Origin of the sequence: Sphingopyxis sp. JAI128, assembly GCF_014207235.1 — a bacterium.
Taxonomy (GTDB): domain Bacteria; phylum Pseudomonadota; class Alphaproteobacteria; order Sphingomonadales; family Sphingomonadaceae; genus Sphingopyxis.
Window position 1 is genome coordinate 263,254 of sequence record NZ_JACHDA010000003.1, and the last position, 13,761, is coordinate 277,014.

The 13,761-nt window shown below is 66.7% G+C and carries 8 protein-coding genes; 6 read left to right on the forward strand and 2 right to left on the reverse strand.

What is annotated here, in order from left to right; translation table 11 throughout:
• Positions 1–131: 131 nt before the first annotated feature.
• Together dnaK and dnaJ are read left to right on the forward strand one after the other, a co-directional pair.
• Positions 132–2,039: a molecular chaperone DnaK gene (gene dnaK / locus HDC35_RS08665; protein ID WP_184645733.1), complete on the forward strand. Its 1,908-nt coding sequence runs from the start codon at positions 132–134 to the stop codon at positions 2,037–2,039.
• Between the two features lie 59 nt (positions 2,040–2,098).
• Positions 2,099–3,229: a molecular chaperone DnaJ gene (gene dnaJ, locus HDC35_RS08670; RefSeq protein WP_184645735.1), complete on the forward strand. Its 1,131-nt coding sequence runs from the start codon at positions 2,099–2,101 to the stop codon at positions 3,227–3,229.
• Between the two features lie 58 nt (positions 3,230–3,287).
• On the opposite strand, the gene HDC35_RS08675 is transcribed toward dnaJ, so the two are convergent.
• Positions 3,288–5,594 carry a patatin-like protein gene (locus tag HDC35_RS08675; RefSeq protein WP_184645737.1) on the reverse strand — a complete coding sequence of 769 codons (2,307 nt, stop codon included), beginning with the start codon at positions 5,592–5,594 and terminating at the stop codon, positions 3,288–3,290.
• Between the two features lie 121 nt (positions 5,595–5,715).
• On the opposite strand from HDC35_RS08675, the gene HDC35_RS08680 reads away from it, so the two are divergent.
• The 4 genes from HDC35_RS08680 to HDC35_RS08695 all read left to right on the forward strand — a co-directional run bounded on the left by HDC35_RS08680 (position 5,716) and on the right by HDC35_RS08695 (position 12,990).
• Positions 5,716–7,887 carry a TonB-dependent receptor gene (locus tag HDC35_RS08680; protein ID WP_184645739.1) on the forward strand — a complete coding sequence of 724 codons (2,172 nt, stop codon included), beginning with the start codon at positions 5,716–5,718 and terminating at the stop codon, positions 7,885–7,887.
• A gap of 3 nt (positions 7,888–7,890) precedes the next feature.
• On the forward strand, positions 7,891–8,976 hold the full coding sequence (locus HDC35_RS08685) for a PepSY domain-containing protein (RefSeq protein ID WP_184646505.1): 1,086 nt from the start codon (positions 7,891–7,893) through the stop codon (positions 8,974–8,976).
• A 255-nt stretch (positions 8,977–9,231) separates the two neighbouring features.
• Positions 9,232–11,400 carry a primosomal protein N' gene (locus HDC35_RS08690; RefSeq protein WP_184645741.1) on the forward strand — a complete coding sequence of 723 codons (2,169 nt, stop codon included), beginning with the start codon at positions 9,232–9,234 and terminating at the stop codon, positions 11,398–11,400.
• 66 nt (positions 11,401–11,466) lie between these two features.
• Positions 11,467–12,990: a hypothetical protein gene (locus HDC35_RS08695; RefSeq protein ID WP_184645743.1), complete on the forward strand. Its 1,524-nt coding sequence runs from the start codon at positions 11,467–11,469 to the stop codon at positions 12,988–12,990.
• A 6-nt stretch (positions 12,991–12,996) separates the two neighbouring features.
• Here HDC35_RS08695 and HDC35_RS08700 read toward each other — a convergent pair whose 3' ends face one another.
• Positions 12,997–13,755: an isocitrate lyase/phosphoenolpyruvate mutase family protein gene (locus HDC35_RS08700; RefSeq protein WP_184645745.1), complete on the reverse strand. Its 759-nt coding sequence runs from the start codon at positions 13,753–13,755 to the stop codon at positions 12,997–12,999.
• Positions 13,756–13,761 lie beyond the last annotated feature (6 nt).

Below are 13,761 nucleotides of genomic sequence, written 5' to 3' on the forward strand. Positions count from 1 at the left end.
ATTCCAGATAGGCGGTCAAAACCCTTGTGCCAAGGATTAGCGCACCTATATCGCCCCCATCAAACCCCATGGGACTCAACGAACGGCGTGCCTTTTCAGGGCGCCGGAGAAGCAACAAGGACCTATTATCAATGGCCAAAGTGATCGGGATCGACCTCGGCACCACGAACAGCTGCGTCGCGGTGATGGAAGGCGGAAAACCCAAGGTTATCGAAAATGTCGAAGGCACGCGCACGACCCCCTCGATCGTCGCCTTTGCCAAGGATGGCGAGCGCCTGATCGGCCAGCCGGCGAAGCGGCAGGCGGTCACCAACCCCGAAAACACGATATTTGCGGTGAAGCGCCTGATCGGCCGCCGTTTTGACGATCCCATGACCAAGAAGGACATGGAACTCGTCCCCTATACCATCGTCAAGGGCGCCAACGGCGACGCGTGGGTCAAGGCAGGCGGCGAAGATTATTCGCCGTCGCAGATCAGCGCGTTCATCCTCCAGAAGATGAAGGAAACCGCCGAAGCCTATCTGGGCGAAAAAGTCGAGCAGGCGGTCATCACCGTTCCCGCCTACTTCAACGACGCGCAGCGTCAGGCGACCAAGGACGCCGGCAAGATCGCGGGCCTCGAAGTGCTGCGGATCATCAACGAGCCGACCGCGGCCGCGCTCGCCTATGGCCTCGACAAGACCGAGAACAAGACGATCGCGGTCTATGACCTTGGCGGCGGCACGTTCGACATCTCGATCCTCGAAGTCGGCGATGGCGTGTTCGAAGTGAAGTCGACCAACGGCGACACCTTCCTCGGCGGCGAGGATTTCGACAGCAAGCTGGTCGAATATCTCGCCGACGGTTTCAAGAAGGACGAAGGCATCGACCTGCGCGGTGACAAGCTGGCGCTCCAGCGCCTGAAGGAAGCCGCCGAAAAGGCGAAGATCGAACTGTCGTCGGCCGCGACGACCGAAGTCAACCTGCCCTTCATCACCGCCGACGCCAACGGGCCGAAGCACCTTGTGAAGACGATCACGCGTTCGGACCTCGAAAAGCTGGTCGAAGAGCTGGTGAAGCGTACGCTCGAACCCTGCAAGAAGGCGATCAAGGACGCCGGCGTCAGCGCCAGCGAGATCGACGAGGTCGTCCTCGTCGGCGGCATGACGCGCATGCCGCGCGTCCGCGACGTGGTGAAGGATTTCTTCGGCAAGGAACCCCATACCGGCGTCAACCCCGACGAAGTCGTCGCGATCGGTGCCGCGATCCAGGCGGGCGTGCTGCAGGGTGACGTCAAGGACGTGTTGCTGCTCGACGTGACCCCGCTCTCGCTGGGCATCGAGACGCTGGGCGGCATCATGACCAAGATGATCGACCGCAACACGACGATCCCGACCAAGAAGAGCCAGGTCTATTCGACCGCCGACGATAACCAGTCGGCGGTGACGATCCGCGTGTTCCAGGGCGAGCGCGAAATGGCGCAGGATAACAAGCTGCTCGGTCAGTTCGACCTCGTCGGCATCCCGCCCGCGCCGCGCGGCGTGCCGCAGATCGAGGTGACGTTCGACATCGACGCCAATGGCATCGTGTCGGTCCATGCCAAGGACAAGGGCACCGGCAAGGAACAGCAGATCAAGATCCAGGCCTCGGGCGGGCTCAGCGACGCGGACATCGACCAGATGGTCAAGGACGCCGAGCAGTTCGCCGAAGAGGATAAGCAGCGCCGTGAAGCGGCCGAAGCGAAGAACAACGCCGAAAGCCTGATCCACTCGACCGAACGCCAGATCGCCGAACATGGCGACAAGGTCGATGCCGCGCTGAAGTCCGAGATCGAGGCCGCGATCGCCGAAGCCAAGACCGCGGTCGAGGGCGGCGACGCCGCCGCGATGACCGAAAAGGCCGGCGCGCTCGCGCAGGTCGCGATGAAGCTCGGCCAGGCGATCTACGAGAAGGAGCAGCAGTCGGCCGCGTCCCCCGGCGCCGACGAAGCCGATTCGGCCAAGACCGACGAAGACGTCGTCGATGCCGAATTCTCGGAAGTCGAAGACGACAAGAAGTAAGAATGAAACTCTCCCCGCCGCACCTTGGGGTGCGGCGGGGTTGAGGGGGCCTTTGACCTATGTCTCTCGACATCGACTATTACGAACTTCTCGAAGTCGAACGCACCGCCGACGAGGCGGCGCTGAAGGCGAGCTACCGCAAGCTCGCCATGAAATATCACCCCGACAAGAATCCGGGGTGCGGCGACAGCGAAGCGCGCTTCAAGGCGATCAGCGAAGCCTATGACTGCCTGAAGGACCCGCAGAAGCGCGCGGCCTACGACCGCTTCGGCAAAGCTGGCGTCAATGGCGGCGCGGGCGGTTTCGGCGGCGGCAATGGCGCCGATTTCGGTGACATCGGCGATATTTTCGAATCGATCTTCGGATCGGCCTTCGGTGGCGGACGCCAGCAGCGCGGCCCCGCGCGCGGGGCGGACCTGCGCTACGACATGGAAATCCGGCTCGAGGACGCATTCACTGGCGTTACGCGCGAGATTCAGGTCGACGTCGCGGCGCGCTGCGAGACGTGCGACGGATCGGGCGCCAAGCCCGGCACACGGACCAACCGCTGCTCGACCTGCGCCGGTCACGGCAAGGTGCGCGCGCAGCAGGGCTTCTTCGTGGTCGAGCGCACCTGCCCGACCTGCCAGGGCGCGGGCGAGGTCATCGCCGACCCCTGCAATTCATGCCACGGCGAAGGCCGCGTCGACCGGCGCAAGACGCTGACCGTCAACATCCCCGCCGGGGTCGACGAAGGCACGCGCATCCGCCTGTCTGGCGAGGGCGAGAGCGGCGCGCGCGGCGCGGCGCCGGGCGACCTCTACATCTTCCTGCACATGGCGCGGCACAAGGTTTTCGAGCGCGAGGGCACAACGCTGTTCACCCGCGCGCCGATCAGCTTCACCACCGCCGCGCTCGGCGGGGAAATCAGCATTCCGGGGCTCGACGGCAAGAAACACGACATCAATATCCCGGCGGGCATCCAGTCGGGCAAGCAGCTCCGCCAGCGCGGCGCGGGCATGCCGGTCCTGAACGGTCGCGGCCACGGCGACCTCGTCATCCAGATCGACGTCGAAACGCCGACGCGGCTCACCGCGCGGCAGAAGGAATTGCTCTGCGAATTCCGCGAGACCGAGACGGGCGAGGAATGCCCCGCAAGCCAGGGCTTTTTCGGCCGCATCAAGGAAATGTGGGACGATCTGACAGATTGATCGTTTATCCCGACATGCTTTTTCGTCACGCCCGCGAAAGCGGGACTGACGAGTCGAGTCAGCCGACCTCGCCCCGGATTTCGTCGATCAGCGCCTGTACCTTGGGCAACCGCCCCTCCTCCTCGTCGAGGATCGCGTGGAACGCGCGGCGTTTGATCGCCGTCAACTCTTCCGCCGCGAACGCGCCCTCGCCCGTGACGCTGCTCGCGACGATATCGATCAGCCGGTCGGCGCCGTGGAGGCGACCCCACAAATAGTCGTTCTCGCGATACGCGCGGCTGAAAAAGGCGCCGAAGCTGTTGAATTCCACGCCTTTCAGCATCGCCGCCGCGCCGCCGGTGCGAATCGCGGTGGCGTCCGACGGCGAAATGCGGTCGATCTTGATCGGGTCGAATTCGTCGAACCCCTCGCCCTGCAAGAGCGGCAACGTCGCGATGTCGTAAAAGGGATAGCCCAGATAGGCGAAGAGCATCGTGCGCCGGTCGTCCTTGGGAAGCTTCGCAAGCGCCGCCGCGATCACCTCGTCGGTTTCGGCATCGAGCGCGACAAGGTCGCGGCGCGCGGCGATCGCGTCGATCCACTGTCCGGGTTCGGTATCGGCCGGCACGTCGAGTTCGGCGAGCCACGCGTCACCCTCGCGCTCGAGATATTGGCCGAGCGCGGCGAAGATCGTCTCGCGCATTTCCTCGCACACCGGGTCGCGCCGCTCGCGCGTCGCCTCGACCGACGCATCGAGTTCGCGCGCAAGGAAGCGCAGGCGGCGAATGCGGAACCCGAGGTCGTGGGTGCGGAAAAACTCGATCGCATCGCTGCTCGCGCCCGCGCCCTTCTTGCCCGATATCCGGTCGAGCCCCCGCGCGCGCGCCTCGGTCCACATCGCGATGCGGCGGTTGATCACATGCACCGGCCCCTCGGGCGGGACGAGCCGGTCGACGATGTTCGCGATTTCGTCGATCACCGCCGACAGCTTCAAATGTCCATAAGGCGCAAAGGCAAAGCCTGCGCGCGCCGCCGCCTGGTCCTGCGCCTTCGCGCGCCATTTCGCGAGCCGCGCCGGGGTCGGCGTGTCGAGGAAGAAGGTCGTACCGAACAGCGCCGCGACCTGTTCCTCGACCTCGACCTTCATCGCGTCGATGATGTGCTGCATGCGGCGGATGCGGCGCGACATGCCTTCGATCATCTCGATATTCTCGCGGATCGGCTGTTCGCGCGGAATCGCCGAGAGCGAGCCAAGGATCGTCGGCAGGAAGCCGGGAAGCTGGCCCTGTTCGTCGGGTTCCCCCGGCCTGCCGATGCTGATCGACTTATAGTCGGGCTTGGGATCGATATAGATGAAGCGCCGGTCGATCTCGCGCCGCGCCGGACGCTGCTTGAGCGCCGCGATCGCCGGCCGGAAGGGTGCATTCGCGAGCACCGACCCGTCGATGAGCACGCGGTCGGCGGGGTCGGCATCGGGAACGCGCGGCAGCTGCGCGCGGATGAAGGCGTCGCGGCCGGGCCAGCGGGCGCCGCGCTTTTCGAGCGCGGTGTCGAGCTCGCGCAGCGTGAAGGGCGGGAAGGCGCCGGGAAAACTTGCGGTCGCGCGCGCCGCAGCGACGAGCCCCGGCACGTCGTCGAGCCGCTTGCCCGCGCGGCCGTCCTGCCGGAATCGCATGACCAACCGATGCTCCTGCTCGGTCACGCGCGGCGGGCTGTTGAGCGTCAGCTGTTCCTTGTGCCCGGCAAAATCGGTCACCGACACGATCAGGTCGATGGGCTGCGCGGCCGGAACGAGCGGCGGGCCGTGCGTGCCCGCGTCCATCGCGTCGAAGGCGTCCAGAAGCAGGTTGGTGAACGTCTCGCCGCCAAAGGGCGGTTCGAACCAGCGCGCGCGCACGAACCGCGACAGCTTCGCCCGCACCTCGTCCTGCGCGCCCTCGCCGACGGTGCGGTCGATCGCATTGCCGCGCCGCTTCATCGCCCAGCCGGCGATCGGCACCGCCCAGAATTTCGTCATCGCCGACAAGGGCCGCGCGTCGGGGTCGAGCAGGCTGTCGACGTCGGCGTCGTCCAGCCACAGTTCGGTCAGCGGATCGAGCGACTTGCCCGTCGCGAGCCCGCGCGCGAGGAAGATGCCGTTGATCCCGCCCGCGCTCGCCCCCGCGATAATGTCGGGAAGGACACGCAGCTTGATATTGGCCCGCTCGGCGATCGCGGCGAGCAGGTCGCGGTAGACGCCGCCCGACCCGTCCATCGCTGCGCGGTCGTGAAAGGCGCGCGAGGCTGCGGCGAGCCGCCAAATCTCCTTGGTGATGCCGTGCATATATACGGCAAGGCTGATGCCGCCGTAACAGATCAGGGCGAAGCGTAGTTCCTTTTCCCGCATTGCTAAGATGATAGCGCGCTTTGACGAGGCTGTCCCCTGTCCCTTGGTCGATACAGGATTGCCTTTCCTCTTGCTTTTGCGAATGTGTCGCACTAGCGCGCGCTCCGAACAGGAGTTTTAGATGAACCGCACATTCGCTCTCGCCGCGCTCGCTTGCACGGCGCTGTCCTCGCCCGCGTTCGCGCAGGATATGACGCCCGCTGACACGGCGGAGGACGAAGGCACGATCATCGTCACCGCGGCGCGCACGATCCTGCCGCCGAATGCGCTGCCGCTGACGATCGATGTGATCGACAAGGATGTGCTCGACCAGCAGATCGCGATCTCGGGGTCGGTCACCGACGCGGTCGCGACGCTCTCGCCCAGCTTCTCGCCGACGCGCCAGAAGCTCTCGGGCGCGGGCGAGACGCTGCGCGGCCGATCGCCGCTTTACGCGATCAACGGTATCCCTCAATCGACCCCGCTGCGCGACGGCAGCCGCGACGGCTTCACGATCGACGGCTTTTTCGTCGACCGGGTCGAGCTGATCTTCGGGTCGAACGCGTTGCAGGGGGTCGGCGGCACCGGCGGCATCGTCAACCAGGTCACCGTCGGTGCACCGGCCGAAGAGGGCGTGTCGGGCCGCGCGCTGCTCCAGGCAACCGCCGATAATGATTTCTCCGACGAGGGCATGGGCGGCAAGGTCGCGGGGCTGGTCCAATATAAGGCCGGGCGCTTCGATGCGTCGGTCGGCGCCGCCTGGGAACGGCGCGGCGTCTTTTTCGACGGCGAAGGCCGGCCCGTCGGGATCAACCTGACGCAGGGCGAAACGCAGGATTCGGAAACGCTCTCGCTGTTCGGCCGCTTCGGTTACGCGGTGACCGACACGATGCGGCTCGACCTGATCGCCAGCCGCTTCGAACTCGAAGGCGACGGCGATTATGCCGCGGTCGCGGGCAACAAGCTCGGCGGCGTGCCGACGAGCGCGGAACCGGGCATCCCGCCGGGCGTCCCCGCGACGGGGCGCACCGAAAGCGTCGCGCTGTCGCTCACCGATACCGACCTTGGCGGCGGCAATTTCATCAGCCAGATTTTCTGGAACCGCAGCCGCGACACCTTCGGCGGCGAACCCAACCCGATCGCGACCTTCCAGGATCCGGCGATCGCGCCGCGCGGCACCTTGTTCGACCAGTCGCAGAACCGCAGCCGCAAATATGGCGGCAAGCTGAGCTATGAACGGACGGTGCCGGGGCTCGATGCGCTGACGCTGATCGCGGGGTTCGACGCGCTGTGGGATTCGACCGAGCAAAGGCTGATCGCGACCGACCGCGCCTGGGTGCCGCCGACCGATTTCCGCAGCCTTGCGCCCTTCGGCCAGGCGAACCTCAAGCTGGCGAACGGTCTTGTCCGGCTCGCGGGCGGCGTGCGCTATGAAAATGTGAAGATCACGATCGACGATTATCGCACGCTCGCGTCGACCACCTTCGACGGCACCGATGAATCGACCTACGGCGGTGTTGCCGTCGCCGGCGGCAGCCCGACTTTCGACGATGTGCTGCTGAACGGCGGCGTGATCGTCGAGCCGGTCCCCGGCATTCGCGCCTATGCGAGCTATGCCGAGGGCTATACCGTCCCCGACGTCGGCCGCATCACCCGCGCGGTGCGCACGGCGGGAACCGACATCGACAATTTCCTCGATATCTCGCCGATCGTCTCGAACAACCGCGAACTGGGGGTCGAGGTCAAGCGCGGCCCGCTCGATGCCAGCGCCACCTATTTCTGGTCGTCGAGCAAGAAGGGCCAGTTGCTCATCGCGCGCCCCGACGGAATTTTCGACGTGCAGCGCCAGCGCGTCGAGATCGAGGGGCTGGAGATCAATCTCGCGGTCAGGATGCCGGTCGACGGGCTCACGCTCTCGGCGGGCTATGCGCATATCACCGGCCGGTTCGACGACGACGAGGACGGCGTGGTCGAAACCGATCTCGACGGCGCGAATATCTCGCCCGACCGGCTGAACCTGGCCGCGGCCTACGCGAAGGGCCCTGTCTCGGCGCGCGTGCAGACGCAATTCTACCTGGCGCGCACCTTCCGCGGCCCGAACCGGGATGCGCGCAACGATTTCGAAGGGTACAACCTCACCGACGCGATCGTCCGCTATCAGACCAGCATCGGGGGGATCAGCTTCGCGGTGTCGAACCTGTTCGACAAGCAATATATCAGTTACGCAAGCGACACCCAGCGCCCGACCGACAATTTCTTCAACTTCGCGGGGCGCGGCAGGACCTTCACGCTCGGCTGGGACTATCGCTTTTAAATGATGAAGCTGCTCGACACGCTACACCGCTGGACGGGGGGCCTGATCGGCCTCCTGCTCGCGCTGCTCGGCCTGTCGGGCACGATCCTGCTCTACGAGCATCTGTGGATCGGCGTGCCGGGCACGGGCGATGCGCTGCGCGGCGACCTCGCGACGGTCGCTGCGACCACCGAAAAGCTGATGGCGACGCCGGGCGCGCAGGGCATCATCTTTGCCGACGAGCGCTTCGGGCTGCACCAACTACGTTTTGGAGAGGGCGCGGGCGCCTACGCCAGCCAGTCGGGCGAGATCGCGACGCGCTGGCCGAGCCAGTGGGAACGGCCCGAACTCTGGATCTTCGACTTCCACCATCACCTGTTCGCCGGCGACAGCGGCGAATGGGTGATCGGCATCGCGGGGCTGTGCGGGCTGTTCTTCGTGATCAGCGGCGTCGTCCTGTGGTGGCGCACGCGGCGGACATTCCAGCTTCGCCTGTGGCCGAAGCGCCTGTCGCGCCCGTCGATCCTCATGCACCACCGCGACCTCGGCATCGTCGTCGCGCCCTTGCTGCTGATCTCGATCGTCACCGGCACGATGATGATCTTCCGCCCCTTCGCGATGATGATGATCGCGCCCTTCGGCTCGCCCGCCGAGGCCGCGAAGGCCATCGAACCGCCGAAATACAAGGGCGGCCCGCTCGCCACAAAACCCGATTATGCGGCGATGCTGGCTGAAGCGCGGCGCCGTTTTCCCGACGCCGAATTCCGCATCCTCAGCCTGCCGCGCAAGACGGGCGATCCGATCAGCCTGCGCATGCGACAACAGGCGGAATGGCTCCCCAACGGTCGCTCGACCCTGTGGTTCGACGCGGCGAGCGGCAAACTGCTTGGCGCGCGCGACGCTCTCGCAATGCCGTCCGGCGCCCAGGCGTTCAACAAGGCTTTCCCTATCCACGCGTCGAAGGTCGGCGGCTGGACGTGGCGGATCGTGATGACGATCTCGGGCCTCGCGCTGACGCTGCTCGGGAGCTTCGCGGTGTGGAGTTTCTGGTTCCGGCGGCCGAAGCCGGCGAAGCCACCGGCAACGACAGCGGCGCTGGCATCGGTCTAGTCGCGCTGGGCCGCGTCAGCTTCGGGGTGGTTAGCCGTCACAGCCAGCTCCCCCCTCGTCACCCCGGACTTGATCCGGGGTCGAAGCGATCGGGAGGTGGAGGGGCCGCGTTAAGCCTCTCCATCAGCGCTTCGCGCTGCCACCTCCCCATGGCTTCGCCACAGGGAGGATTTAGGGCAACTATCGGTCACTAGCCGACACTGCCACCCTAGGCGCTTTCCTATTTTACCCGCCGCCCTATATCCTGCGCAGCCCATGACCCGCGCCCGCGTCCTCCTTTTGACCGCCGCTCTCGGCCCGCTCGATTATCGCGTTCCGCAGGGCAGCGAAGCGCCGCTCGGCAGCGTCGTCGTCGTGCCGCTCGGCCCGCGCAAGATGGGCGGCGTGGTGTGGGAGGACAGCGCGTTCGGCGCGCCGGAACCCGTCGGCGACAACCGGCTGCGCAACCTCTTCGAAGTGGTGGCCGTGCCGCCAATCGCGGCGCCTCTCCGCCGCCTGATCGAATGGACGAGCGATTATTATCTGGCGCCGCCGGGATCGGTGCTGCGCATGGTACTGCCCGGCGCAGCCTTCGCCGATGCGCGGCGGCCGATCGTCGAATATCGCGCCACCGGCGAACTCCCCGCCCGTATGACCCCGCAGCGCACCGTCGCGCTCGAAAAGATCGGCCGGCGGCAGGGCATCGTGCGCGAACTCGCCGCGATGGCCGAAGTCAGCGAGGCGGTGATCCGCGGGCTCGTCCAGACGGGCGCGCTCGAAGCAGTGAGCGTGTCGGCCGACCAGCCCTATCCGCAGCCCGATTCCACCTTTGCTCCACCCGACCTGTCGGCGGAACAGACGGCAGCGGCACGGCAGCTTCGCGACGCGGTCGCGGCGGCGCAATTCGAAACGCTGCTCCTCGACGGCGTCACCGGATCGGGGAAGACCGAAGTCTATATGGAAGCGATCGCCGCCGCGATCGGCGCGGGCAAGCAAGCGCTCGTCCTCCTCCCCGAAATCGCGCTGACCGAACCGATGCTGACGCGCTTTGCCGCGCGCTTCGGCTGCGAGCCCGTCGCCTGGCATTCGGGACTGCGCTCGACCGAGCGCCGCCGCGCCTGGCACAGCATCGCCGCGGGCGAAGCGAAGATCGTCGTCGGCGCGCGCTCGGCACTGTTCCTCCCTTACGCCAATCTCGGCGTGATCGTCGTCGACGAGGCGCATGAGACGAGCTTCAAGCAGGAGGACGGGGTCCATTATCACGCGCGCGACGTCGGAGTGATGCGCGGCCATTTCGAAGGGCTGCCGGTCATCCTCGCGAGCGCGACCCCCGCGCTCGAAAGCCTCGCAATGGTCGAGGCCGGCCGCTATCGCCATATCCAGCTGCCCGCGCGCTTCGGCGGCGCGACGCTGCCCGACCTTGCGGCGATCGACATGCGGCAGGACCCGCCCGACCGCGGCCGCTGGCTCGCGCCGCCGCTCGTCGACGCGCTCGCCGACCGGCTCCAAAAGGGTGAGCAGAGCCTGCTGTTCCTCAACCGCCGCGGCTTCGCGCCGCTGACCTTGTGCCGGACGTGCGGCCACCGCATCCAGTGCCCCAACTGCACCGCGTGGATGGTCGAGCACCGCCTCGTCCACCGCCTCGCCTGCCATCATTGCGGCCACGTGATGCCGCCGCCGCGGCTCTGCCCCGAATGCGACGACGAGGACAGTCTTGTTGCGTGCGGCCCCGGGGTCGAGCGCGTCGCCGACGAGGTGGCGCTGCGCTTCCCCGAAGCGCGCACCGCTATCGTCACCTCGGACACGCTCTGGTCGCCCGCCAAGGCCGCCGAGTTCGTCGACAATGTCGAAGGCGGCCTCGTCGACATCATCATCGGCACCCAGCTCGTCACCAAGGGCTATCATTTCCCCAACCTCACGCTCGTCGGCGTCGTAGACGCCGACCTCGGGCTCGACGGCGGCGACCTCCGCGCCTCCGAACGTACCTTTCAGCAGATCGCGCAGGTCGCGGGGCGCGCGGGGCGCGGGGTCAAGCCGGGGGAGGTGCTGATCCAGACGCGCGTGCCGGAGGCGCCGGTGATGGCGGCACTCGTCGCAAACGACCGCGACGGTTTTTACGCGGCCGAGGCCGCCGCGCGCAAATTCGCCGGCGCGCCGCCCTATGGCCGCTTCGCCGCGCTCGTCATCTCGTCGGAGGATATCGAGGTCGCGCGCGGGCAGGCGCAGCGACTGGGAGCGAAGGCGCCGGTAGCCGAAGGGCTCGCCGTCTACGGGCCCGCGCCGGCGCCCCTCGCAATGCTGCGCGGCCGCCACCGCTTCCGCCTCTTGCTCCACGCGCCGCGCAGCTTCGACCTGCAAGGGACGATCCGCGCGTGGGTGGACAGCGTCGAATGGTCGACCAAGGCACGGCTCGCGATCGACATCGACCCTTATAGTTTCGTCTGAAAGGCAGGACTTTACACCTCGGCGCCGTGCTGTCAGCATGGAAACAATAAAGCCGGGGGAGCTTTCATGATCAGGATTTGGGCAGCAGCGGCCGCAATGGTCGCGGCACTTGTCGCAACTGCGGCCGATGCGCGCTGGATGCGCGCGGAAACCGACAGTTTCATCATCTACAGCGAAGGCAGCGAAAAATCGCTGCGCGAGTTCGCGGCGACGCTTCAGCGGTTCGACGTCGCGCTACGCCTGCTGCTCGAGGTCAAGGAACAGGGCGAAGCCAATCGCCTGCCCATCTATCTGCTGGGTTCGACCGGCGAGGTCGCAAAGCTCTACACCGGGTCGCGGTCCGCGTCCTTCGTCGGCTTCTACCGGACCGATCGCGACGGCAGCTTCGCGGTGTCGCACCGGGAGAATGGCGGGCGCTCGCGCGGCACCTCGGCATCGCAGGAAACGCTGTTCCACGAATATGCGCATCATTTCATGAAGCGCTATCGCACCGGCGCCTATCCGGCGTGGATTATCGAGGGGTTTGCCGAATATTATTCGACGATCGATTTCGACAAGAATGGCAAGGCACTGATCGGCAAACCCGCCTATGGCCGGCAATATGGCCTTGTGGAATTGCCGCAGATACCGGTCGAGACGCTTCTTGCGACCGACCCCCATTCGCTGAAGACGGTCGGCCAGGTCGATGTCTATTATGGGCGCGCCTGGCTTTTGACGCATATGTTGTTCCACGATACGCCGCGCGACGGGCAACTCGTCGCCTATGCCCGTGCGATCAATGCGGGGATCGAAGCCGAACAGGCGGCGCGCCAGGTGTTCGGCGACCTCGACCGGCTCGACAAGGATCTCGCCGCCTATCTCCGGCGCCCGCTCAATTATCGCATCACGCGCGACGCGATCCCCGTTCCCACCCGGATCGCCGTGACCGCCCTGCCCCCGGGCGAGGATGCCGCGATCCCGCTGCGGCTCGCGCGGCTGAACGCCCGCTCGGCGGACGATGCCCGCGCCGCCCGCGACGGCCTTCGGACGCTGGCATCGGCCCATGCGGGCGACGCGGCGGTCTGGTTCGAATATGCGGCCGCCGAATGGGCGCTCGACAAGGAAAGCCGCGACCTCGCCACGGTACGAAGCGCACTCGACCGCGCGATCGCGATCGACCCCGATCATGTCCGCGCCAACGTCCTGCTCGGCGAACTGCTGATGCACGAACTCGAGCAAAAGGGCGATTATGACGATGCCGGCTGGCAAAAGGCGCGCGAGCCCATCGCCCTTGCGAACCGGACCGATCCCGACGATCCGCTGCCGCTCTACGTCTATTTCCAGAGCTTCATCGATCAGGGCGAGGCGCCGCCCGACATCGCGGTCGACGGGCTCGAACAGGCGTTCCGGCTTGCCCCCGAAAATATCGAGATACGCGTTGCCCATGCCTTCGCGCTCGCCAACCGGGGTCGCTTCACATCGGCGATCCGGCTCGCCCAGTCGATCGCGTTCGACCCGCATATGGGCGCGCAGGCGCGGCCGTTCCTCGAACAATTGCTGCGGCTGCGCGACCAGCGCGAGGGCAGGCGGGCGCCGGGCGCCGCCGAATAGGCCCGGTCAATAATCGGGTTCGCCGCCGCCCAGCACCTGCTCCGCCTGCGCCGAAAGCCACGCCATCGCCGCCGCCCACGGCTGGTGGCCGTGGCTGATCCGCGCGACGCCGAGACCCGCGAGTTCCTTGTGCGTCGGCCCGCCCTTGCCGCGCAGGATGTTGACCGGCAGCGGTGACGCCGCGCAGATTGCCCCGATGCATTTCGGATCGAGCAGGAAGGGCACGAACAGCGATCCCGCCCCCGCATCGGCGTAGGCGCGCGCGCGGTCGAGCGTCGCCGCGACCAGCGCATCACCGTCCTTCGCCGCGTCCGCCCCGCGGAACATATCGCAGCGCGCATTGACGAAAATGCCGGTATCGGCGGCGGCACGATAGCGCGCGACGGCTTCGGCGACCGGCAGCAATTCCGTCACGCCCGGCAACCGGTCCTCCATGTTGATCCCCGCCGCGCCCGCGTCCTTCGCGTGCGCCACCGAGGCGCCCACCGCCGCCGCATCGGCGCCATAGCCCGATTCCATGTCGATGGTCACCGGCAGGTCGGTGATCGCAAGGATGCGGTCGAGGTTCTCGAACACGTCGGCGATCGGAAAATCCTCGCCGTCGGCACGACCCTGCGCGCCGGCGACGCCGAAGCTGCCCGTCGCGATCGCCCTGGCGCCGGCCGCGGCGACCGCTTTCGCGCTGCCCGCGTCCCAGATGTTGACGAGGATCAGCGGATCGCCAGGGACGTGCAGCGCGCGAAAGGCGGCAATTTTATCGGTCATTCTCTC

What these genes read in the sequence shown, in the direction of transcription:
- dnaK (WP_184645733.1), top strand. Translation starts at nt 132, where the DNA reads ATGGCCAAAGTGATCGGGATCGACCTCGGCACCACGAACAGCTGCGTC.
- dnaJ (WP_184645735.1), top strand. Translation starts at nt 2,099, where the DNA reads ATGTCTCTCGACATCGACTATTACGAACTTCTCGAAGTCGAACGCACC.
- HDC35_RS08675 (WP_184645737.1), bottom strand. Translation starts at nt 5,594, where the DNA reads ATGCGGGAAAAGGAACTACGCTTCGCCCTGATCTGTTACGGCGGCATC.
- HDC35_RS08680 (WP_184645739.1), top strand. Translation starts at nt 5,716, where the DNA reads ATGAACCGCACATTCGCTCTCGCCGCGCTCGCTTGCACGGCGCTGTCC.
- HDC35_RS08685 (WP_184646505.1), top strand. Translation starts at nt 7,891, where the DNA reads ATGAAGCTGCTCGACACGCTACACCGCTGGACGGGGGGCCTGATCGGC.
- HDC35_RS08690 (WP_184645741.1), top strand. Translation starts at nt 9,232, where the DNA reads ATGACCCGCGCCCGCGTCCTCCTTTTGACCGCCGCTCTCGGCCCGCTC.
- HDC35_RS08695 (WP_184645743.1), top strand. Translation starts at nt 11,467, where the DNA reads ATGATCAGGATTTGGGCAGCAGCGGCCGCAATGGTCGCGGCACTTGTC.
- HDC35_RS08700 (WP_184645745.1), bottom strand. Translation starts at nt 13,755, where the DNA reads ATGACCGATAAAATTGCCGCCTTTCGCGCGCTGCACGTCCCTGGCGAT.